Raw genomic sequence first — 22921 nt, forward strand, 5'->3', positions numbered from 1 at the left:
CTGCGTCACCATCCGCAAACTCGGCTCTTGCCCCGCCCCGCAAACTTGCCTACATACCGGCCGATACTCAGCCAAATGCCGCAGGGACCCATGGAAAACGTTGTTCTAATTATTCACCTTTTTCTGGCCCTTGGCCTGATCGCCGTCGTTCTTTTGCAACGATCCGAAGGCGGAGGCCTGGGCATGAGTGGCGGCGGCGGTGGCGCCCAGTCAGGCCGGTCAGCTGCGACAGCCATGAGCAAAGTGACCTGGGTCCTGGCCATTGCCTTCATCGTGACCTCGATCACCCTGACCATTCTGGCCGCACAAAAATCTGCTGGCTCCTCGGTTCTGGATCGCACGGATATTCCGGCGGCGACCGAAGGCAGTGATGGTACCCCGGCTGCACCAGTTGCGCCAATCGGTGGTGACCTGTTGCCGCCTGCCGAAGGCGACAATGCGCCACTGGTTCCAAGCGCAGACTGAACTACCATACCTAGACGGGGAATTTGAGCCGCAACAGCATCTTGCGGCTCCCTTGCGTTGAGCGCGCGAATCCTTTACTAGTGAAGTCCCGTGATGCTTTGGTTTTTCGGAACCTATTTGGGCACCTGAATTCTTATTTCGACACGACTTCTCACGGGGGCAGCCAACACAATGGCGCGTTATATCTTCATTACTGGCGGGGTGGTTTCCTCCCTTGGCAAAGGTCTTGCTTCGGCGGCTCTGGGGTCGCTGTTACAGGCCCGCGGGTATTCGGTGCGTCTGCGCAAGCTGGATCCCTATCTGAACGTCGATCCGGGCACCATGAGCCCGTATGAGCACGGCGAAGTCTTTGTCACCGATGATGGCGCCGAGACGGATCTGGATCTGGGCCACTATGAGCGCTTTACCGGTGTCGCAGCCCGCAAAACCGATTCAATCTCCTCCGGGCGGGTTTATTCCAACGTGTTGGAAAAGGAACGTCGTGGCGATTATCTGGGCAAGACCATTCAGGTCATCCCGCATGTCACCAACGAGATCAAATCTTTCCTTGATATTGGCGCTGATGAGGTCGATTTCATGCTCTGTGAAATCGGCGGAACCGTTGGTGATATCGAAGGGCTGCCGTTCTTTGAAGCGATCCGCCAATATGGTCAGGACAAGCCGCGTGGCCAGTGCGTATATATGCATTTGACTCTGCTGCCCTATATCAAGGCCAGCGGAGAGCTGAAGACAAAGCCGACCCAGCACTCGGTGAAAGAACTGCGCTCGATTGGTCTGGCGCCGGATATTCTGGTCTGCCGCTCGGAAGGGCCCATCCCACAGAAAGAGCGCGAAAAACTGGCGCTGTTCTGTAACGTCCGGCCTGACAGCGTGATTGCAGCGCAGGATCTGAAATCGATCTACGAGGCGCCGCTGGCCTATCACCGCGAGGGCATGGATCAGGCGGTTCTGGATGCCTTTGGCATTGCCCCTGCCCCCAAGCCAAATCTGGCCCGTTGGGAAGATGTGGCTGACCGGGTCTATAACCCCGAAGGCGAGGTCAAGGTTGCCATTGTTGGCAAGTACACCCAGCTGGAAGATGCCTATAAGTCGATCGCCGAGGCGCTGACACACGGTGGCATGGCCAACCGGGTCAAGGTCAAGATCGAATGGGTCGACGCCGAGTCGTTTGACACTGAAGATGCCACGCCGCATTTGCAGGGTTATCACGCCATTCTGGTTCCCGGCGGCTTTGGCGAGCGCGGCACCGAAGGTAAAATCAAGGCGGCGCAATATGCCCGCGAGCACAAGGTGCCCTATCTGGGCATCTGCCTTGGCATGCAAATGGCGGTGATCGAGGCTGCCCGCAATGTGGCCGGCATTGCCGAGGCTGGCTCGGAAGAGTTCGATCACGAGTTGGGCAAAAAACGGTTTGAGCCGGTGGTCTATCACCTGAAGGAATGGGTGCAGGGCAACCACAAGGTTCAGCGCCAGGCCGATGACGACAAGGGCGGCACCATGCGTCTGGGCGCCTATGATGCCACTCTGGCCGAAGGCTCTAACGTGGCGTCGGTCTATGGCGGCACCCACATCGAAGAACGCCACCGTCACCGCTATGAGGTTGATATCAAATACCGCGAACAGCTGGAGGCTGCTGGTCTGCGATTCTCAGGCATGTCGCCAGATGGCCGCCTGCCCGAAATCGTCGAATGGGCGGATCACCCCTGGTTCATCGGTGTGCAGTTCCACCCAGAACTGAAGTCCAAGCCCTTTGCGCCGCATCCCTTGTTCAGTGACTTCGTGCGCGCGGCCATCGAGACTTCGCGCCTGGTCTGACCCCAGCGCGGTGCGTGCAAGTCCACGCGCTTTTCCTAATCAATCAGTGGGCGTACCGAAGATCCGGTGCGCCCATTTTTCATGCCCCTATGTGATTTACCGGCTGAGCTTTTGCATTTTGCCATCTAACGTTTAGATTTTTCAATTTGTTAGCGCCATCAGCCATATTGTTAGCGCAACCGATTGTGCGCCATGGCTGTCCCCCTGCAAAACACCGTGATAGATGAATTGAGACAAAACATTTGCGGAGACCTGGGCATATGACACAAGACGCTTCCATTCAGCAGCAGCAACTAGACCGCATCGCCAATGGCCGCGGATTCATAGCTGCTCTTGACCAAAGCGGTGGCTCGACTCCAAAAGCGCTGGCGCTTTACGGTGTAACAAGCGATGCCTATTCGAATGACGACGAGATGTTTGGCGAAATCCAGAAAATGCGGGCCCGCATCATCAAAACTCCTGATTTCAACAGCCAGAAAATTCTGGGCGCGATCCTGTTTGAAAAGACCATGGATGCGCAGATCGATGGAACCCCGGTGGCGACCTATCTATGGGAGCAATGCGGTGTGGTGCCGTTCCTGAAGGTCGACAAAGGTCTGCTTGATGTCGCCAATGGCGCCCAGATGATGAAACCGATGGCGGATCTTGATGCGTTGCTGGCCCGTGCGGTCAAAGCTGATATTTTCGGCACCAAAATGCGCTCGGTCATCAAAGAGGCCAATGTCGACGGTGTGCGCGATGTTGTGGCGCAGCAGTTCGAGGTGGCCCAGCAGATTGCGGCCGCTGGATTGCTGGCGATCATCGAACCTGAGGTCGACATCCATTCTGACACCAAGGGTGAGGCCGAGATCCTGCTGAAGGCTGAATTGCTGAAGCAATTGAATGCTTTGCCTGCCGACACCAAGGTCTCGTTGAAACTGACACTGCCAAATGTGTCGGGTCTGTATGACGATCTGGCCGACCACGCCAATGTGGTGCGTGTTGTGGCCCTGTCTGGTGGTTATTCCACTGATCAGGCCTGCGCCCTGCTGTCCCAGAACACCAAAATGATAGCCTCGTTTTCGCGCGCGCTGACCGAGCGATTGAACGCCACGATGAGTGATGCCGAATATCACGCTGCCCTGGGTGCTAACATTGAAAAGATCTACCAGGCTTCGCTGTAAGGTCTGCCTGACCCACACGTTTACAAGGCCGCACCCAATCGAGTGCGGCCTTTAGTGTTTCTAACGGATAACATGGACCGAGCATTTGGCATGGCGCACCACGCGGGCCGCTGTTGAGCCGAGGAACAGGTCCTCAAATCCCGGCCGATGTGAGGCCACGATAATGCAATCCACACCGTTTTCGTCGGCATAGTCGACGATTGCCCGTCCCGCATGACCAGAGATCAACATGGGCACGGCGCCGGGAAGTGCGCTGGCCGATTGCACAAGTGCCTTTTCCACTTCGTTGCGAGTATTTGCCAGTACTTCACCCGGAATTTCAGCGGTGGCGTAACTGGGGATGGGTTCCATTACATGCACCACAGTGAATGTCGCACCGTCATCCGCCAATGTCCGCGCTGCCAGATAGGACGCCTGGGTATCGTGACGCTCGTCAAATAGGACCGGAACAAGAATATGCTTATACATCACAAGCCTCCAACTTGGTTTTACAGTTAGGATCTTCCGGACACAGTCTAGAGGTCGCACTCCATCCGAGCTTTGAGCTAAGTCAATGCTGTCATCAATATGGGTAAGCTGCATGGCTGATGGCTTTGCCAAAGGCTCCAACCGGCCCCGGCGGCGCAAAACCGGATGCGCTGTGTCCCGTTACCCCGGGGTCAAGACCTGGACAGATAGCCATTCCCATGGCCCCCTGAAGCCGCAGAGTGTTTGTCAAAAGACCTTGCAGCCACTCTCGATCACATCACCAGGATAGACCTCATAATTCGAAGCGGGATTAATAACGATCATCTGCAAGGCTGTAATCCGGCTCTGGCAGTTGGCTGAGGATGCCGCGCTGGAGTGTTTCCCACCTACCCAAAGATCCAGCCAAATGTGGCCACGAAACCCTGTGTGGCAAGGGCCGTTCTGCGGGGCGGAACCATCGCCACAAGTATCTTCGACTATCGCATATTTTTTGAGACGTCGCAGGTAGAATTTTGTCCCAGCTGGCATGTCCAATACATCCCGCCTTCCGTTAAGAGTGTGTCCAACGGCAATTGTAATGGGATCATTGAAGGTCCCCGTTCCACCGGCGCGGCGGTGTTTTCTGGGATGAGAAATTGTGGAAGAGCCAGGCGGGGTGTTATCCCAATATCCGTAACCGGTTATATAGGCGGCAACATTCTGTTCAGAGCCAGCAGCGGCAGAGCTGAATGAGACCGCCGCAAGCAATACTGATACCCCCCGGAGAAGCTCTCTCTTTAAAGGATATCTTTTGATTTTGATGAATTTCGTGAACATTTTGAACACCAACAAACTCTATTTAAAAAAACATTACACACCGATAGGTAGATTATACACGGCATTTGCCGTCAGGCAACCAACCACTGAGGCAACATAACTGGCAATTTCATTGGCAATAGTTTCATTCTGCCCCTCAAAATTTCGAATCCGCCTCTTCATCTGGCTGAAAATATCCCGGGGTGAGGGCCAAAGGCCCGAGGGGCAGCGCCCCTCTCTCCGTCTCCTTACTTGAACACCGGTTTCCGACCGCCCATCTGCGCGGCGATCACTTCCATCTGTTCGGGCTTGCCAATCAATGCCACCTGTTCCGCCGATTCAGCCAACAGCACCGATTGACGGTCCTCTGCCTCGGCCCATTCAATCAACCGTTTGGCGGCACGAACGGCGTTGGGGCCTTTGAGTGCAATCTGCCCTGCCAGTTCCAGTGCGCGGGCCGCTGGATCGTTGGCCAGTTCTGTCACCAGGCCCCAGGCCAGCGCTTGGTCGGCCTGAACCACCTCGGCCGTATAGGTCAACCGGCGCAGCACATCCGAGCGCAGCAGCCGGGGTAACAGCGCCATGCCGCCCATATCGGGTACAATGCCCCATTTCATTTCCATCACCGAGACGCGGGCATCGGGTGCGGCAATACGAATATCCGCGCCCAGCGCCAATTGCAGCCCGCCGCCATAGGCCGCACCCTGGATGGCAGCAATCACCGGCACCGGCACCCGGCGCCAGACCATCGCCACCTCCTGCATTTCATTGGCATCGTGATGGCTGCGCGTCATCAGCCACTCCTCAGGGTCGACCTGCCCCATTTGGGCAAAGCTCATCAGATCCAGACCGGCGCAGAAACTTTTGCCTTCACCGGACAGAACCACCGCCCGCATATCTGACGCGGCCACCTCTTGTCCCGCCGCAATGATTGCTTTGACCATATCACTGTCCAGCGCGTTCATCTTGTCGCCGCGTGTCAGGGTGACATGGGCAATGTGGTCTTTGTACTCGATTGATACGCGCGCCATGGGATTGGCCTCCGGTCGTTTACACAGAGTCCCAACATTGCCGGGGAAACCCACCCCAATCCAGTGCAACGTTGGGGCAACGTCAGGGCAGCAGGGCCTTGCGGCAGATGGTACGTTGGGTTTATCTGCGACTATGTCAAATCCACGCTACACCCCGCTTGCCCAATCCCTGCCCGCCACCGTGCCCTTTGTCGGCCCTGAAACCCAGGAGCGCGCCCGAGGAGTGGCCTTTGCGGCACGGCTGGGGGCAAATGAGAATATCTTTGGCCCCTCGCCCAAGGCCATTGCCGCGATGCAGGCGGTTGCAGGGGACGCCTGGATGTATGGCGACGCCGAGAGCCACGATCTGCGTCAGGCACTGGCAGCGCATCACGGGATTTCGGCGCAGAACATCGTGGTTGGCGAGGGCATCGATGGCTTGCTGGGCTATCTGGTGCGGCTACTGATTGCACCGGGGGACTGTGTTGTCACCTCGCTGGGGGCCTATCCGACCTTTAACTACCACGTCAGCGGCTTTGGCGGTGTGATCCATACCGTGCCTTATGTCGGGGATCACGAAGATCCCGCCAGCCTGTTTGCCAAAGCGGCTGAGGTTGGCGCAAAGATTGTCTATCTGGCCAATCCTGACAATCCCATGGGCAGCTGCCACCCTGGTGCCGACATTGTTGCCGCACTGGATCACCTGCCCGAGGGGTGCCTGCTGCTGCTGGACGAAGCCTATGTCGAATGCGCGCCCGAGGGCACCGCTGCGCCGGTGCAGGCGGATGACCCACGGCTGATCAGAATGCGCACCTTCTCCAAAGCCTATGGCATGGCTGGGGCGCGGATTGGCTATGCCCTGGCAGCCCCTGATCTGATCCTGGCCTTCAACAAAGTGCGCAATCATTTTGGCGTGACCCGCATCGCCCAGGCCGGCGCTTTGGCGGCGCTGCAGGATCAAGCCTGGCTGGACCATGTGCTGGCGCAGATCACCGGTGCCCGCGCACGCATCAGCGACATCGCCCGCGCCAACGGATTGACGGCCCTGCCCTCGGCCACCAATTTTGTGGCCCTGGATTGCGGGTCGGACAGCACATTTGCCAAACGGGTGCTGGATGCGCTGATTGAACAGGGGATTTTTGTGCGGATGCCCTTTGCCGCACCACAGAACCGCTGCATACGTATCAGCTGTGGACCACAAAGGGATCTTGACGCCTTTGCCGCTGCCCTGCCTGCCGCGCTTGCCACTGCGCGATCGACCCCATAACGGAGTTTTCACGACAAATTGGCGCCTCTTTTACCGGACAAAGCCGCAGTTTGACCTAGATTATTGCAGGTATCGCCCGAAAACGGAGGCACCTATGCAAGATCAAAAACTTCCTCAGACGCCCGACATCCTTGCGGCGGCAGTGACCTTTCTGGGCATCAACCTAATGTGGGTCTTTGTCGTCATATGGATGATTTACGGAATGATCCCGGTGCTGGTACTGGCAGTCCTGATCAACCATGTCATTGATCGGCTCGAGAAGCGGCAGAATTGACCACCCAGTCGGCCCGCGCGGTGCTTTATCGCGCAGACCGGTCTCATGCTGAATTAGCGCGCTGCCAAAACCCTGGCGGCGGCCTCGACTGCGCCCGATCCATGTGGGATTTGCAACGCCTGTAGCCCGGTCTCAATCCCGCCCAGCATCCCCATCACCATCTGGCCATTGACGTGACCCATATGGCCCAGTCGGAAATATCCGTGCCAGTCCGGTGTATCAGAGGGCGCCATGCCCAGACCGATCCCAAGGGTCAGACCCAGATTTTGCTCTAGCCAGTCGCGCAAGCGGGTGCCGTCCGGTGACCCGATATGCAGCGACGTCACCGCATGGGACCGCAGGTCTGGATCTGTCACGTTCAAGCGCAGTGGACCGCCGCCCTGCTCCCAGAGCTCGCAAGCGGTCCAAATGGCCTGGGCCAACCGCTGATGCCGGGCCCAAACATTCTCCAGCCCTTCGTCGTGAATGAGATCAAGCGCTGCCCGCAGACCATAGAGATGATGCGTCGGGGCGGTGCCATTGAAATACTGGTAATAATACTCTGGGTGGACGCGGGGTTGCCAATCCCAGTAGCGGCTGACCCGCGACATCGTATTGCGTTGCGCTTCGGCTTTGTCATTGAAGAAAACAAACCCCATTCCGGGTGGCACCATCAATCCCTTTTGGCTGGCCGCGACCATCACATCAACGCCCCAGGCGTCCATTTCAAAACGATCGCATCCCAGCGAGGCGATGCAGTCCACCATCAACAGCGCCGGGTGCTTCATCTCATCGAGCACCGCGCGCAGCTCGGCAATATCATTGCGCACCGAAGTAGAGGTATCCACATGCACCGCCAGCACCGCCTTGATCCGGTGGTCTGGATCTGCCTTCAGGCTGTGGGCAACCTGCTGCAGATCCCAGCGTGCATGGGTGCCATGTTCCAGCAACTCGGCTTCGGCGCCCACCCCCCGTGCCATCTCGGCCCATCCGCAACCAAAATGGCTGGTCCCCGGCACCAGAACCCGGTCCCCCGGCGCAATAACATTGGCCAGCGCGGCCTCCCAGACGGCATGTCCATTGCCGATATACATCGCGACATTGTGCTGGGTTCGCGCTACCCGCAGCAGGTCAGGTACCAATCCATGGGTCATCTCGACCAAGGCGCCGGCATAGATATTCGGAGAGGGCCGGTGCATCGCCTGAAGAACTTGATCCGGAATGACCGAAGGCCCCGGAATTGCCAGATACGCACGCCCTGCGGCCAGTTTCACAGTGTCAGTCATTGGTCTGTTGCCCTTCGCCAGATAGCACCCCGGTGGGTTGCAAAGTGATCATAATTTTCGACCCACAGTATCTTCGCCTTCTACCGCGTCAATCCATGCTTTGAACCGGATTGACCATCGCTTGCCCAAGCGCAGTGGCCCGCAATACTTGCACCCTAGGATACAGATGGTTAAATGGCCCCGGAGCACCATAAAGGCCCTTAAATGATACCACTGTCCTGGCGAAAGTTCCCCTTATGACCGTCAAACCAAAGTCCTCGCGCGAGTTGATGGGCTGGCTGTGGCGGGGATATCTGCGCCAATATATGCCCCTGCTGGGTCTTGCAGCTGTGTTCATGCTGATCGAAGGCGGAACGGTTGGCGCGCTTAGCTATATGATGCAGCCGATGTTCGATCTTGTCTTTGTCGCCGGAGACCGGAACGCCTTGTTCTGGGTCGCCATGGCGTTTTTTGTCATTTTCACCCTGCGGGGCCTGTCCAGCGTTTGCCAAAAGGTGATTCTGAGCAAGATCTCGCAGACCTCGGCGGCACATCTGCGCAAGGATATGCTGGCGCGACTGATCCGGCAGGACCCGGCGTTTCACCAGGTTCATCCGCCGGGTTTTCTGATCCAGCGGGTCCAGAGCGACGTTATGGCGATCAACCAGGTCTGGCAGGCGGTGGTCACCGGCGCCGGGCGCGACATGGCGCAACTGGTCGCGGTGATTGGCGTGGCAGTCAGTGTGGACTGGATCTGGACGGTGATCATGCTGATCGGGTTGCCCATGGTACTGGTCCCCATTGCGGCGATCCAGCGATATGTGCGCAAAAAGGCCAGCCAGGCCCGCGATCTTGGGGCCTCGCTGGCGGTGCGACTGGACGAGATTTTTCACGGTATGGTGCCAATCAAACTGAACAATCTTGAAGACTATCAAACGGACCGCTTTGCCGACCAGACCAGCACGTTTGTACGCGCCGAGATACGGGCCTCGCTGGGCACTGCGTCAATCACCGGCATGATTGACATGATGGCCGGCATAGGCGTGATGGCAGTGGTGCTTTATGGCGGCGGCGAGATCATTTCCGGCGAGAAAACCGTTGGCCAGTTCATGACCTTTTTCACCGCAATTGGCCTGGCGTTTGACCCGATGCGACGGCTGGCAGCGATCAGCGGTATCTGGCAATCAGCCGCCGCCGCATTGGAGCGGATCAAGGAGTTGATGGATGCGCCAATCCTGCTGACATCGCCGGCCAAGCCCGTTGCCTTGCCAACCGGATTGCCGCGCATCCAGCTGGATGCGGTCACCCTGCACTATGGCGAGGCGACGGTGTTGCGCGAATTGTCCCTGGTCGCCGAGGCCGGTAAAACCACCGCGCTCGTCGGGGCGTCAGGGGCCGGGAAATCGACCATTTTCAACCTGCTGACCCGGTTGATTGACCCACAGGAAGGTGCGGTCACAGTTGGCGGGGTCGCGGTTTGCGATCTGGCGCTGAGCGACCTGCGCAAGCTGTTTTCCGTGGTCACCCAAGAAGCGCTGCTGTTCGACGAGACCCTGCGCGAGAACATTCTGCTTGGGCGCACGGACGTATCGGATGCCCGCCTGCAAGAGGTGCTTGAAGCGGCCCATGTGGCCGATTTTCTGCCCAAACTGCCCGATGGGCTGGACACTCTTGTGGGCCCGCGCGGCTCGGCCTTGTCAGGTGGCCAACGACAGCGGGTGGTGATCGCCCGCGCGCTGTTGCGTGACAGCCCCATTCTGCTGCTGGACGAGGCGACATCGGCGCTGGATGTCAAATCCGAAAAGGTAGTTCAGCAGGCGCTGGACAAGCTTTCGGGTGGACGTACCACACTGGTCATCGCGCACCGGCTGTCGACCATCCGTAACGCTGACAAGATTGTGGTAATGGAGCGCGGCCAGGTTGCGGATCAGGGCACCCATGACGACCTTTTGGCCCGTGGCGGCATCTATGCTGATCTGTACCGATTGCAGTTCCAGGACGGCAAAACCCTTGTCGACCCGCAAGGGGTGGCGGCGCAGGCGCCCTCATTGGCGCAGGAAACGACCATCCAACCCAGTTGGTGGCGTCGCCTTGGCCGCAAGGTCTTTGGATCCTGAACAGTCTGGGCTGGCGGCTTGCACTCCCCACCCAACGCCTCACTTTTTGTAAGATCGCGCCAAATCCCCGGGATCGGCACCCAGAATATACCGCCCTTGCAATAGCAGATTGCGGCCCCCGCGGCGCAGCCAGCCTTGTTGCTGATACCGCACAGCACTGGTTTGCGCGCAGGCAGGCAATTCGACCAGACCATTCAGACGCCGCACGAATGCGATATCTTCCATAAGCTCTTGATCCGGATATCCGCCGGCAGCGGCATAGTCACTGCGCCGGATCAACAGGGCCTGATCCCCGTAGGGCAGTCCAAACACCCGGGACCGCAGGTTGGCCCATGCCGCAACCACGCGAGCCATTGCACCCCTTGCCCGAAATCGCAGCCTGAAATACGCAGGCCTGCCCCCGCCATCTCGCAGATGCTGCGACACCACCCGGCTCCACCCGGCCTCAAGCTGGGTATCCGCATGCAGCACCAGCAACCAGTTTCCTTTTGCCGCGGCACAGCCCCGCTGCAGCTGCCCGCCGCGAGACGCAGGCCCGTGAATAAGCTGCGCGCCCGCGGCCTCGGCAAATTCACAGGTTGCATCCTGCGACCCGCCATCCGTGACGATCAGTTCTCGTATCAACCCCGCCGCCAGCCCCTCCATCAATGTCTCGACACATCCCGGCAAGTCATCCGCGGCGTTCAGAGTTGGAATGACAAGGCTGATCTCGGCGGGCATCTGGGGATTTCCTGTTTTCATCTGGCCCCGTTGCTATATCACTGCGACAGAATATGACCATGCCAATGGAGGCCCAAATGAGCCAACGCCGCATTCTGCGTCTATCCGGCCCCGATACCCGCAGCTTTTTGCAGGGGCTGGTCACCAATGATGTGACCCGCATAGATCAGGGTCTGGTCTATGCCGCACTGCTCACGCCGCAGGGTAAATACCTAGCAGATTTCTTCCTGTTGGCCGAAGAGGATCATGTTCTGCTGGACGTTGCCGCCGAGCTGGCTGACGGGCTGCTGAAACGGCTGTCCATGTACCGCTTACGGGCGAAGGTTGAGATTTCGGAAAGTGATGCGCAGGTCTCACGCGGCACCGGACCTGCCCCGGCAGGCGCCCTGGCTGATCCCCGGCACGTGGACATGGGCTGGCGGCTTTACGGCGCGGCCAGTGGCGACGACGGCAGTGACTGGGAGGCACTTCGGGTGGCCCATTGCATACCCGAAACCGGGATCGAGCTGACCGGTGACAGCTTCATTCTGGAGATCGGGTTCGAAGCCCTGAATGGCGTCGATTTTCGCAAGGGCTGTTATGTCGGCCAGGAGGTCACCGCACGGATGAAGCACAAGACCACCCTGCGTAAGGGTCTGTGCCAGGTGGAAATTGACGGCCAGGCAGCGCCGGGAACTGCCATCACGGCGAATGGCAAAGTGGCCGGTACCCTATTCACTCAATCGGGAAACCGCGCCCTGGCCTATCTGCGGTTTGACCGCGCCAAGGGCGATATGTCCGCCGGTGATGCAACGGTTCGACTGACCCATCCAGAGTGAAATCTGCCCATTCTGGACATAGTCCGGGGGGACCCCATCTAGGTGCTGACGGCTGGGCAAATGGGGCGCCCATGGGCTGTTCTTTGCCTTGGCTGACCACTTGGCCACTTTCCAGCCGACAGGCCCCTTTGGCTTCAGAACCCCAGCCATCAGTTCCTTATTATTTTATACTTCGGCACGGCACAGGCTGACATGCAGATCCGAATGTGATGATTAATCACACAAATTTAAGATCCTGATAGCTAGAGTGGCCCAACACTCCGTACCAAATTACACAAAAATTATTGAAGGACGAATTGATGCGATTATTGCTAGCCTTGGCCATTGTCGGCGCCCCGGCTGTTCCTGCCACTGCCGGGTACTGGAATTACAACGACTGGCATGTGTCGACAGATCAGATTGATACAGGCGAAGATCTTAGGGTTACCTGCTATGCCCACACCGGTGGGGACGGCGATCCGGTTTGGTCGCTGGAGGTCTCAAACGGAGATGCTGGGCCGCCTGATTTTTTCCCGGCACCACGGCTGGTTGAAATTGCCCCAAGCCGCCACCAAACCCAGATGTATGATCAGCAAGACATCACGTTTGAATTCGACTCTGGCACGACAATTCAGGGCATAGCCGAGGCCCATGTGAATAACGAAGGTTTCTTTCAGGCTGAAAGCGGCCCGCAGTACAACTCTGTGGTATCAATGCTGATAGCAATGCGGCGTGGAAATACGGTCGAGGCCCTGGGCGATGGGGAAGTCATCGCAACCGCATCACTGGCCGGCTTCACTGCCGCCTATGGCAAGATGATGGACGAATGCGGGTTCACACTATCGATGAATTGACCACAGGCGATCCCGGATAACAAATGTCCCGCACAGGTAACTGCACGGGACCTTTTGTATACATGCGAGGCCCGGTTTAGGCGCGCTCGGAATACTCCATGGTATCCGTGTTCACGATTATCAATTCGTCCTGACCAACAAACGGCGGCACCATAACTTTGATACCATTGTCCAAAACCGCTGGCTTGAAGGATTTGGCAGCAGTCTGCCCCTTCACAACCGGCTCGGTCTCGGCGACTTTGCAAGTCACCTTTTGCGGCACTTTCGCGTGCAGGGCCTCAGTTTCATGAAACTCTACTACGATGGTCATGCCATCCTGCAGGAACGGACGACGGTCGCCCAGCAATTCGCTCGGCAACTCGATCTGCTCGTAGGTTTCGATATCCATGAACACCAGCATTCCGTCACTCTCATAGAGAAACTGCTGGTCTTTTTGTTCCAGGCGAACTTTTTCAACTTTATCGGCGCTACGGAACCGTTCGTTAAGCTTGGAGCCGTTACGAAGGTTGCGCAATTCCACCTGAGCAAAGGCACCGCCCTTGCCCGGTTTGACGTGATCGACCTTAACTGCGGCCCAAAGTCCGTCGTTATGTTCCAGCACCGCGCCGGGGCGGATTTCGTTTCCGTTGATCTTAGGCATGAAAAAATCCCTCTCCGGAGGTTGATGGTTTGTTAACCGTCCCTATATCTGGCAGGTCGCAGACTGACAAGACAACGATATTTAGTGGTTACCAATAAAAAGCTATGCACTATTTGCATAACAGCCATGCAACAAGAGCCTATCCGAATCGTTCTGGATCAGTCATAAGGAGCGTCACGCCAAGAATTGCAATAGCAAGAACAACAAAGGATGCGAGATGAGAGATTTCGTTGACGGCACAGCCTTTAACAATGAGCAAGGCAACCGCGCCCGTAAACTGTTCGCGGCTGTTGTGCTGGCTGCACTGGATGATGCCATTGCAGATGATAAGAAATATGGCAATGGACCCGAGCAGATTGCTCGTTGGGCACGGTCACGCGATGGTCGTGAAGTGTTGTCCTGCGCTGGTATCGACCCCAATGAGCGGGTTGTGTCCGGACTGATGGATTTTGTTGGTCGTGGTGTTCGCACCTCGGTTGCTCTGTCCCGTGAAGAAAGTGAGCGCCGCAACGCTGCGCAAGCCGAAGCCGCCTAAAACTGGCAGCTTTTAGACTATGAAAAAGCGCGCCCCTGGGGGCGCGTTTTTCTATTCCTGGCTTTGTGTTTTTGCCGGACTGCGCCCGCCAGTGCATTTTGCCACACAGCGGGCTTTTCACATGCCTAAAAATAGGTCATGCCAAGGACAACACAGGAGGCAGACCATGGCGCGTGCACTCATGATACAAGGCACTGGCAGCAATGTCGGTAAGTCAATGATTGTTGCGGGTCTGGCCCGCGCGTTTGTGCGCCGTGGGCTACGCGTTGCCCCGTTCAAACCACAGAACATGTCCAACAACGCCGCTGTCACCCCCGAGGGCGGTGAGATAGGCCGCGCCCAGGCCCTGCAAGCCCGTGCCGCGATGGTAGCGCCACATACCGATATGAACCCGGTTCTTCTAAAACCCGAAAGCGATACGGGTGCTCAGGTCATCGTACAGGGCAAGCGGCGCGGCACCCAGGCTGCTGGCTCGTTTATGCGCGACAAAACTGGCTTACTCGACGCTGCACTGGAGAGCTTTCACCGGTTGGCGACGGATGTTGACCTGGTGCTGATCGAAGGTGCGGGATCGCCTGCGGAAACCAACCTGCGCAAGAACGACATTGCCAACATGGGATTCGCCTGTGCGGCCGACGTACCGGTCGTTTTGCTGGGCGATATTCATCGCGGCGGGGTGATTGCGCAGATCGTCGGGACCCATGCGGTACTGGATCAACAGGATCTTGATCGCGTGGTTGGATTCGCCGTGAACCGATTTAGGGGCGAGTTGAGCCTGTTTGACGGAGGTCGCGATGATATCGCACAACGGACCGGCTGGCCCTCGCTGGGGGTCATTCCGTGGTTCTTTGACGCCTGGAAATTGCCTGCCGAGGACATGATGGACATTGCGTCGCGCAAGGGCGGTGCCTGCAAAGTGGTGGTGCCACAACTTGAACGGATGGCAAATTTCGACGATCTGGATCCGCTGGCCGCCGAGCCCAATGTCACGGTTGAAATCATCGCCGCCGGACGCCCCCTGCCCGGTGATGCAGATTTGGTGCTGATTCCCGGCAGCAAATCCACCATTGGCGATCTGGCCTATCTGCGGGCCCAAGGCTGGGACATCGATATTCTGGCGCATTACCGCCGAGGTGGCCATGTGCTGGGGCTGTGTGGCGGCTATCAAATGCTGGGCAAAGAGATTGACGATCCCCATGGTGTGGACGGCAAACCGGGGAAAGTGGCCGGTTTGGGGCTGCTGGACATTTCGACCACCATGGCGGGCGAGAAGAAAGTCGCGTTGCGGCAGGCCCATACCATAGACGGCAATACACCGGTGTCAGGCTACGAGATCCACATGGGCCGCAGCGAGGGACCGGACTGCACCCGTGCCTGGCTGAACGTCGAAGGCCGCCCCGAGGGGGCTGTGTCGGCAGACGGGCGGGTTCGGGGATCGTACCTACATGGATTGTTCAGCTCGGATCCATTCCGGGCTAAATTCCTGGCTGATCTGGGTGCTGAAAGCAGTATCGGTTATGATGATGGGGTTGAGGCCACGCTGGACGATCTGGCCGATCATCTGGAGCGGTATATGGATCTGGATCAGCTGCTGGAGCTGGCAAAGCCTGTCAAAAACTGAATGTCAGGGCTCAGCCCAGGTCCTGCACGGCAAGAGCACGCTGGATCTCGCGGCGGACCAGTTTGCGCACGTTGCGGGTGATCCGTTCACCCAAAGCCCCCTGCAACTCTTCGCGAACAATGTCGGCGACCAGCTCACGCAGCGATTCTTCATCCATCACGGCCTCATCCGTGGAGATCCCGCCCAGGACTTCATCGGCGACGGCTTGTTCGGCCAGATGGGCGGCGTCCAACATGTCATCCTCAGGCCGATCATAGGTGGCCCGTTCTTGCGCAGCCTGATCATTCGCGGCCTGATCAATCGTAGCCTGGTCAAAGTCATCCTGGTCAAGGTCAGGGGTAATATCGACCTGTGATGGGCTGCTGTCGTCAAGGTCGACCGTGCCAGCTGCATTGAAGGCTGTCACATCATCCAGCTCGTCTTCGAGATCTTCCCAAGCCAGCGTTTCAACCGCTGTGCCGGAATTGTCTTCACCGGTGTCACCTTCCGGTTCCCATTGTTCGTCCGCCTGACCAATAGCGGCTTCCAGAGCCGCGATTTTCTCGGCGAAACTCACGGTAGATTTGGTTTCATCCGGTGTATCAGCCGCCGCCATGGTGGCGGAACTGGTTTCTGTCACCCCCGCTGCGGCAAACAAGGTCGCGTCAGGATTTTGCCAAGGTGCGTCGTTCACCTGAGTGGGCTCTGCCGGTTGGTCCTCTTGAAAGGACTCGACCGCGGTTTGCAGTAGAACAGTATCTTCACCTTGCGGGTCGTCCTGCGCGCCATTATCTGCGTTTTCCTGCACCTCGGGCTGAGTATCCAGCTGAACAGAACTGACCTCGGCTGCTGCCTTGGGTATCTCGGGAACCGCTGTGTCCCAATTTTCCGATTCGCTTATGCCGGGAGATTGGTCCAGCTGAGCCTGGGTTTGGCTCGCCGTACTGTCTTCGGTCGGATTGTCCTGAGTCTGAGCGTCTTCGACTTGTGTATCCGCATCCGTTGCCGATTCGACCTGAGCAGTCTCGGCCTGTTCGGGCTCAGGTTCGTCCATAGCGACTGCATCCGCAGGTGCATCCGCCACCCGTAGGGATGGCGTCAGGACCAAACGCGGCGCTGGCTTTGCAGCGGGCGCAGGTTTGGCAGGAATGAGAGGCCCACGGTCGTCTTCGCTCACCAAGCGGCGAATTGATGACAGCACATCCTCTATCTCGGCATGAGTTACTGGTTCGGACATAACACACTCTACACTTTCGCCTCTTAAACGAAGTGTAACTGCATTAGTTTTTTCACACAACCGATAGAACGAATTGTTAATTCTTTCCTAAGGCCTTCATCACGCGATCCAGATCCTTACTGCGCTGGCTGACATGCGCAGGCGCATCTTTGACCAGATTGTAATACAGCGTCGGATCGTAAATTTCGACAGCCAACCCCAAATGTTCGGCAGTCAGCAGACCCTGCGCGCTGAGCAACCCAAAGGCCGCAATGACCTGATTGGCCCGGGCCTGAACCCGCGAGGTTTGAGCATCCAAAAGCTCCTGCTCGGACTGCAAGACATCCAGTGTTGTCCGTGCACCCAGTGTGGCCTCTTCACGAATTCCGTCAAAGGCAACCTGTGCGGCGCGCACCCGCTCGTTTGAGGACACCAGGCTGGCGCGTGAGGTTTCAAGCACAACATAGGCCTGGCTGACAATCTGCGCGACGGAGCGCTGAACGGAGATCAAAGCACCTTTTTCTGCGTCCACGCGCGCGACACTGGCCCGAGTGCTGGCCGCAAGCGCGCCGCCGGCGTAAATGGGCTGCGACAATGTTAGACTGGTGCTGGAGGTATCAGTCCCACCGGTGTTATCCCAAGGTTCGGAATAGGCTGCGCTGGCGCTGAATGACACGCTTGGGCCTAACGACTTAGCAGTGCTTTGCGCCGACAGGTCTGCCGCTTTCACCGCGTGTTGCTGTGCCAGCAGGGACGGATGGTTGCGCGCGGCAATCGATTGGGCCGTTTGCAATGATTTCGCCCGCTGTGGCAGGCTGGGCTGCCCCGCAAGACCACCCGGAGCATGGCCAACCACCTCGATATAGACCGCCTGAGCGGTCAACAGGTCGCCCCGGCTTTCGGTCAGGCTGGCCTGAGCGCCTGCAACCCGACTTTGCGCCAGGGCCACATCCGTCCGGGTCACTTCACCAACTTCAAACCGGTCCTGCGCCGCCTTTTGTTCTTCGCGCAGCAGCCGCAAGTTGTTGCCGCGCAGCGATACTGTATCTTGCTGCAGCAGGACATTCACATAGGCCTGCACCGCATTGAACATAACCTGCTGCTCGATGTTAAGCAGCGACTGCCGGGTGGCCAGAACCGTCTCTTGCGCGGCCCGCTGGTCAAGTAGTGATGCGCCACCGTCAAACAGCAACCATTGCAGGTTAAGGCCGGTGGACAGGGCATCACTGCTGGCTTGAGAAACCCCAAACCCGGTGTTAGCGCGGCTAAAGGACTGCGAAGCTGTGAGGGTCCAGGTGATCACCGGACGCAGCTGTGCAACTGCAATCGCTACATTTTCATCCGTCGCCCGCAACAGAGCCCGATTCTGTTCCAGCAAACCGCTGGTTTGATAAGCACCGATCATGGCGTCGGTGATATTGTCCGCCAGCGCGACTTTGGGAACGACAGCAACAGCCACAAACCCGCCCGCGAAAACAAAATTCTTGAAAAATCCTTTTGAAATCATTTTGCGCATTTATGCCGCCCCATTTTCCCCGAGCTGTCCCAGCTCATTTTATTGAACTCTGGCCCCGGTCACAAATGGCCGCAGGGCGCAGAGCACTAATCTGGTCATCACAGCACAAGACTGCAAGTCAAACGCTGCCCCAAATGGGGTCAGAGCGCAAATTCTTTGGTCGCTGCGAAACCCGGAATAACCGGCGCGCCTGCGTTGAAAGCAAACCGCCATGAAATCTGGTCACCGGTCTTATACCCGACTTTGACCTGTCCAAGGGCACCCGTCATGAAAATGGCAGCAATTCGGCCGCCATCTTTCAACTGATCCAACAGCGTTTGCGGAAGATCCTCGACGCCACCCTGCACCAGGATGACATCATAGGGGCCGTGTTCAGCAGCGCCCTCATGCGGGGCAGCGACATGCACGATGGCATTGTCAGCACCGATCTCGCTGAGTTGTGTCTGAGCCTCGGCTGCAAGGTCCTCGTCGCCTTCGACCGCGATCACCATCTGCGCCATGCGGGCGACAACGGCGGATGAATAGCCCATACCACAGGCGACATCCAACACCAGTTCGTCACTCTGAACATCCACCGCATCCAGGATTTTGCCCAAAGTACGTGGCTCAAGCAAAGTTCGGCCCTGTCCCAGATCGATATTCTGGTCGGAATAGGCCGCTTCCCGCTGCGCGCCAGCTACAAAATTCTCACGCGGCACGGTCAGCATGGCTTGGATAATAGGATACTTGGTCACGTCCGACGGGCGGACCTGAGTATCAACCATCATGCGGCGGCGTTCGGCAAAGTCAGTCATGTGCTAAACTCATCTGTTCAGTCGGTTGTTATGGGTTGTGCCACATCCCCGCAGGCGCGGCAACGGGGCGATCGGGAAATTGCGTGTCCCTGACGTCGTGGCCTATTTCTTTTTCACAAACTGGGTCAAAATCACGATCCGCTGCCCCTCGACCCGGCCTTCGATGTGTTCGGGGTTGTCTGCGACCAGCGAAATACTGCGCACGGCAGTGCCGCGCTTGGCGGTAAACCCTGCCCCTTTGACCACCAGATCCTTGATCAGCACCACACTATCGCCCTGGTTGAGCGTTACACCATTGCTATCTTTGTGTTGACTGGCCGCGGCGACATTTTCGGCCCAGGCGCGGGTCTCGTCCTCCAGCCACAACTGATCACTCAGGTCGCGGGCCCAGTCCTGATCCGACAACCGGGTCAAAAGGCGCGCCGCCAGGACCTGAACGGCCACATCCTCGGACCACATCGACGAGGACAGGCAGCGCCAGTGATTGACTTCCAGCTCGCCCTCGATCTGCGACAGGCAGGTGCTGCAAACTGCAGCAGACGCGCCATCAGGACCGCCTGCGACGGGATAGTCAGACAGCGGCACATCCGCAGAACATAGGGCACAGGACATTGGGAAAGCTCCGGAAATCAAGGGTCAGAGCAGCTATAAGTCACGTGCTGGACAAAGGAAAGCAATGCAATTAGTCGGCGCAGCGCTGGCAAAAGGGTGTGGCGGGCAATTTATCAAGCCGCTCCTCAGCGATGTCATCGCCACAGATCTGACAGAACCCATAACTACCCTCATGCAGGCGGGCCAGCGCCACATCGATCTGGCGCAATTCATCAACTTCAAAATGTGGCAGCCGCTCTCCGCAGCGCCGCGCACTCAACGTCGAGGGCGCCCCGTCAGGTGCCATCCCGGTCAGTCTTTTTCGCTTATTCTCCAGCGTGTTTCTGCGTGCGGCAAAATTCACCTGCATCGCTCCCATATCAAATTTTCGCCGTTTGGCGGCCTTACTAGAATATTAGTTCTTTAATGTGCTGTGTTAAACTCGCTGGATATGAGGAGTCCATTTGGGCGGGAAAACCGCGCGCGACGGCAGATCTGGTGATATCCGGGGAATGCTGGTAGATCCGTGCAAGATCAAACACGGAGACCACTATGACCAGAATTTTCGCCCTGGGCCTGGCCCTGCTTAGCCTGACTGCCTGCGAGACCACCAAGGGTGCGGGCAAAGATATTTCCAAAGCCGGCAGTGCAATTAGCGGAGCTGCACAGGACGTTCAGGACTCATTTTAAGGAATCGACGCCGCCAGACATTATGCAAGAGTGATCCGTTTGTCGGGCAGTTCGCAAACGGGTCGTCTTGTTTTGCGCTCACGGACTGTGGATTAGACGCCGCCGTCTGCACGAGTGAAAATTAGTAAGTGCACTCTCCTATCAGGAGAGTGACGTATGAGCTGCAGAACCACGCCGCACGGTCCAGATGACAGCGCAAAGGGTAGCGCCTGACCCTGGCTGGGTGCACAGCGCCCTCGCGGGGGTGAGGGTCGAGCGCGGCGCCGCGTGCCGCAGGGTTCGAGGGTTTGGAGGGGAATTACCTAACTGAATACGGCGGAGCTGCTGCCCCGCCGACGATTATAGGTGATGCGATTGTGGTTGGTCTTGAAAGACCGTGGCGCTTGGGGCAACGGCCCACAGACAACTAGGGTGTGGGTACGCGTTTGACTGCGCTGATTGCTGCCACCCATTCGCCTTGCAAAATTGTCAGCTTTAGCTGTCCATCTTAAGTGCGGAAATAAATGCCTCTTGTGGGATATCCACCTTACCAAATTGGCGCATCTTTTTCTTACCCTTTTTCTGCTTGTCCAGCAGCTTGCGCTTACGGCTGGCGTCGCCGCCGTAACACTTGGCCGTGACGTCCTTGCGCAGGGCTGACAGGGTCTCGCGAGCGATCACTTTGCCGCCAATGGCTGCCTGGATCGGGATCTTGAACATGTGGCGCGGGATCAGGTCTTTCAGCTTTTCCACCATGGCACGGCCACGGGCGTCAGCGCGGTCGCGGTGAACCATCATCGACAGCGCATCCACAGGCTCGTCGTTGACCAGGATCGACATCTTGACCAGATTATCCTCGCGGTAGTCGGTCATCTGATAGTCGAACGAGGCATAGCCCTTGGTCACCGACTTCAGCCTGTCGTAAAAGTCAAACACCACCTCGTTCAACGGCAGGTCATAGACCGCCATCGCACGGCTGCCGGCATAGGTCAGATCCATCTGCAACCCGCGACGGTCCTGACACAGTTTCAGCACGTCGCCCAGGTATTCATCGGGCACCAGAATTGTCGCCTTGATGCGCGGCTCTTCCAGGTGGTCCACATGGGTCAGATCCGGCATGTCGGCGGGGTTGTGCAGCTCGACCATGGTGCCGTCGCGCATATAGACGTGATAGACCACCGACGGCGCTGTGGTGATCAGGTCGATGTTATATTCACGCTCGATCCGGTCACGCACCACTTCCAGGTGCAACAAGCCAAGGAAGCCGCAGCGGAAGCCAAAGCCCAGCGCCGCCGAAGTCTCCATCTCAAAGGTGAAGGAGGCATCGTTGAGAGCCAGTTTGTCGATGGCGCCGCGCAGATCTTCGAATTCAGCACTGTCCACCGGGAACAAGCCACAGAACACCACCGGCTGGGCGGGTTTAAAGCCATCCAGTGCGGTTTCACAGCCCTGACGGTCGTTGGTGATGGTGTCGCCCACACGGGTGTCGCGCACCTGCTTGATCGAGGCGGTCAGAAATCCGATCTCGCCCGGGCCCAACACGTCGATGGTTTCCATCTCAGGACGGAACACGCCGATGCGGTCAACGCTGTGCAGGGTGTCGTTGGACATGAACTTGACGCGCATGCCCTTTTTCAATTCGCCATCGATGATGCGGACCAGAACGATCACGCCCAGATAGCTGTCGTACCAACTGTCAACCAGCATCGCCTTGAGCGGCGCATCGCGGGTGCCGGTTGGGGCGGGCAGATCCGTCACGATGGCTTCCAGCGTTTCGTGGATGCCCTGCCCGGTTTTAGCACTGACCTGTATGGCGCCTGTGGCCTCGATGCCGATGACGTCTTCGATCTGTTCCGCAACCCGGTCACAGTCCGAGGCCGGCAGGTCGATCTTGTTCAGGATCGGCACGATCTCGTGGTCGGCCTCCATCGCGTGATAGACATTGGCCAGGGTCTGCGCCTCGACCCCTTGGCTGCTGTCGACCACCAGCAACGAGCCTTCGACCGCACGCATGGAGCGGGAGACTTCGTAGGCGAAATCGACGTGGCCGGGGGTGTCGATCAGGTTCAGAACATAGTTCTGCCCGTCGTCGGCGGTGTAGTCGATGCGCACCGTGTTGGCCTTGATGGTAATACCGCGCTCGCGCTCGATATCCATGCTGTCGAGCAGCTGCGCTTTCATATCACGGCCAGCCACCGTGCCGGTCTCTTGGATGAGCCGGTCAGCAAGGGTGGATTTGCCGTGGTCAATATGCGCCACGATCGAGAAATTGCGGATTTTGGACAGTTCGGTCATGAGTTGGGATATGGTTGGGAATCTTGTGCTGGTCAAGCGGGCGTGTAGGGTGCGGGACAGGTTATTTGATCTAAAG

Annotated in this window: 23 protein-coding genes; 11 read left to right on the forward strand and 12 right to left on the reverse strand. The window is 57.9% G+C overall.

Annotated features, from left to right (window positions below):
* Positions 1–90 precede the first annotated feature (90 nt).
* The 3 genes from secG to EBB79_RS15240 all read left to right on the forward strand — a co-directional run bounded on the left by secG (position 91) and on the right by EBB79_RS15240 (position 3443).
* Positions 91–465 carry a preprotein translocase subunit SecG gene (secG, locus tag EBB79_RS15230; RefSeq protein ID WP_127749685.1) on the forward strand — a complete coding sequence of 125 codons (375 nt, stop codon included), beginning with the start codon at positions 91–93 and terminating at the stop codon, positions 463–465.
* A 171-nt stretch (positions 466–636) separates the two neighbouring features.
* Complete coding sequence (locus EBB79_RS15235) at positions 637–2280, forward strand: CTP synthase (protein ID WP_127749686.1); 1644 nt, start codon at positions 637–639, stop codon at positions 2278–2280.
* Between the two features lie 260 nt (positions 2281–2540).
* Positions 2541–3443 carry a fructose bisphosphate aldolase gene (locus tag EBB79_RS15240; RefSeq protein ID WP_127749687.1) on the forward strand — a complete coding sequence of 301 codons (903 nt, stop codon included), beginning with the start codon at positions 2541–2543 and terminating at the stop codon, positions 3441–3443.
* Between the two features lie 60 nt (positions 3444–3503).
* On the opposite strand, the gene EBB79_RS15245 is transcribed toward EBB79_RS15240, so the two are convergent.
* The 3 genes from EBB79_RS15245 to EBB79_RS15255 form a co-directional block, all read right to left on the reverse strand.
* Complete coding sequence (locus tag EBB79_RS15245; RefSeq protein ID WP_127749688.1) at positions 3504–3911, reverse strand: universal stress protein; 408 nt, start codon at positions 3909–3911, stop codon at positions 3504–3506.
* Between the two features lie 246 nt (positions 3912–4157).
* Complete coding sequence (locus EBB79_RS15250) at positions 4158–4727, reverse strand: hypothetical protein (RefSeq protein WP_238704925.1); 570 nt, start codon at positions 4725–4727, stop codon at positions 4158–4160.
* A gap of 227 nt (positions 4728–4954) precedes the next feature.
* Entirely contained in the window at positions 4955–5737 is a 783-nt protein-coding gene (locus EBB79_RS15255) for a crotonase/enoyl-CoA hydratase family protein (protein ID WP_127749689.1), read from the reverse strand.
* A gap of 133 nt (positions 5738–5870) precedes the next feature.
* Here EBB79_RS15255 and EBB79_RS15260 point away from each other — a divergent pair, with 133 nt between their 5' ends.
* Positions 5871–6983, forward strand: coding sequence for a pyridoxal phosphate-dependent aminotransferase (locus EBB79_RS15260; RefSeq protein ID WP_127749690.1), 1113 nt, complete (start codon positions 5871–5873; stop codon positions 6981–6983).
* Positions 6984–7077: 94 nt separating this feature from the next.
* Positions 7078–7257, forward strand: coding sequence for a histidinol phosphate aminotransferase (locus EBB79_RS15265; protein ID WP_127749691.1), 180 nt, complete (start codon positions 7078–7080; stop codon positions 7255–7257).
* A gap of 53 nt (positions 7258–7310) precedes the next feature.
* Here the strand turns inward: EBB79_RS15265 and EBB79_RS15270 are convergent, their stop codons facing one another.
* Positions 7311–8522, reverse strand: coding sequence for a pyridoxal-phosphate-dependent aminotransferase family protein (locus EBB79_RS15270; RefSeq protein ID WP_127749692.1), 1212 nt, complete (start codon positions 8520–8522; stop codon positions 7311–7313).
* A 236-nt stretch (positions 8523–8758) separates the two neighbouring features.
* Here EBB79_RS15270 and EBB79_RS15275 point away from each other — a divergent pair, with 236 nt between their 5' ends.
* Positions 8759–10618: an ABC transporter ATP-binding protein gene (locus EBB79_RS15275; RefSeq protein ID WP_127749693.1), complete on the forward strand. Its 1860-nt coding sequence runs from the start codon at positions 8759–8761 to the stop codon at positions 10616–10618.
* A 39-nt stretch (positions 10619–10657) separates the two neighbouring features.
* Here the strand turns inward: EBB79_RS15275 and EBB79_RS15280 are convergent, their stop codons facing one another.
* Positions 10658–11338, reverse strand: coding sequence for a TIGR04283 family arsenosugar biosynthesis glycosyltransferase (locus EBB79_RS15280; protein WP_127749694.1), 681 nt, complete (start codon positions 11336–11338; stop codon positions 10658–10660).
* Positions 11339–11415: 77 nt separating this feature from the next.
* On the opposite strand from EBB79_RS15280, the gene ygfZ reads away from it, so the two are divergent.
* Positions 11416–12156 (forward strand): CAF17-like 4Fe-4S cluster assembly/insertion protein YgfZ, encoded by a 741-nt coding sequence (ygfZ, locus tag EBB79_RS15285; protein ID WP_127749695.1) that lies wholly within the window; start codon positions 11416–11418, stop codon positions 12154–12156.
* Between the two features lie 299 nt (positions 12157–12455).
* A complete protein-coding gene (locus tag EBB79_RS15290) occupies positions 12456–12989 on the forward strand; it encodes a hypothetical protein (RefSeq protein ID WP_127749696.1) in 534 nt (177 codons plus the stop codon).
* Between the two features lie 76 nt (positions 12990–13065).
* On the opposite strand, the gene efp is transcribed toward EBB79_RS15290, so the two are convergent.
* Positions 13066–13629, reverse strand: coding sequence for an elongation factor P (gene efp / locus EBB79_RS15295; RefSeq protein ID WP_127749697.1), 564 nt, complete (start codon positions 13627–13629; stop codon positions 13066–13068).
* Between the two features lie 217 nt (positions 13630–13846).
* On the opposite strand from efp, the gene EBB79_RS15300 reads away from it, so the two are divergent.
* On the forward strand, positions 13847–14164 hold the full coding sequence (locus EBB79_RS15300) for a DUF6280 family protein (protein ID WP_127749698.1): 318 nt from the start codon (positions 13847–13849) through the stop codon (positions 14162–14164).
* Positions 14165–14330: 166 nt separating this feature from the next.
* Positions 14331–15785, forward strand: coding sequence for a cobyric acid synthase (locus EBB79_RS15305; RefSeq protein WP_127749699.1), 1455 nt, complete (start codon positions 14331–14333; stop codon positions 15783–15785).
* 10 nt (positions 15786–15795) lie between these two features.
* Here the strand turns inward: EBB79_RS15305 and EBB79_RS15310 are convergent, their stop codons facing one another.
* From EBB79_RS15310 to EBB79_RS15330, 5 genes are all read right to left on the reverse strand, one after another.
* Positions 15796–17001 carry a hypothetical protein gene (locus EBB79_RS15310; protein WP_127749700.1) on the reverse strand — a complete coding sequence of 402 codons (1206 nt, stop codon included), beginning with the start codon at positions 16999–17001 and terminating at the stop codon, positions 15796–15798.
* A 76-nt stretch (positions 17002–17077) separates the two neighbouring features.
* A complete protein-coding gene (locus EBB79_RS15315) occupies positions 17078–18496 on the reverse strand; it encodes a TolC family outer membrane protein (protein WP_127749701.1) in 1419 nt (472 codons plus the stop codon).
* 140 nt (positions 18497–18636) lie between these two features.
* Positions 18637–19290 (reverse strand): protein-L-isoaspartate O-methyltransferase family protein, encoded by a 654-nt coding sequence (locus EBB79_RS15320; RefSeq protein WP_127749702.1) that lies wholly within the window; start codon positions 19288–19290, stop codon positions 18637–18639.
* Positions 19291–19392: 102 nt separating this feature from the next.
* A complete protein-coding gene (locus EBB79_RS15325) occupies positions 19393–19902 on the reverse strand; it encodes a PhnA domain-containing protein (protein WP_127749703.1) in 510 nt (169 codons plus the stop codon).
* Positions 19903–19972: 70 nt separating this feature from the next.
* Complete coding sequence (locus EBB79_RS15330; protein ID WP_238704926.1) at positions 19973–20245, reverse strand: TraR/DksA family transcriptional regulator; 273 nt, start codon at positions 20243–20245, stop codon at positions 19973–19975.
* Between the two features lie 188 nt (positions 20246–20433).
* Between EBB79_RS15330 and EBB79_RS15335 the strand changes: the two genes are divergently transcribed.
* Positions 20434–20571, forward strand: a complete 138-nt coding sequence (locus tag EBB79_RS15335; RefSeq protein WP_127749705.1) for an entericidin A/B family lipoprotein — start codon at positions 20434–20436, stop codon at positions 20569–20571.
* Positions 20572–21045: 474 nt separating this feature from the next.
* Here the strand turns inward: EBB79_RS15335 and lepA are convergent, their stop codons facing one another.
* Positions 21046–22845, reverse strand: coding sequence for a translation elongation factor 4 (lepA, locus tag EBB79_RS15340; RefSeq protein WP_127749706.1), 1800 nt, complete (start codon positions 22843–22845; stop codon positions 21046–21048).
* Positions 22846–22921: the final 76 nt, after the last annotated feature.

Source organism: Parasedimentitalea marina (assembly GCF_004006175.1).
Taxonomy (GTDB): domain Bacteria; phylum Pseudomonadota; class Alphaproteobacteria; order Rhodobacterales; family Rhodobacteraceae; genus Parasedimentitalea; species Parasedimentitalea marina.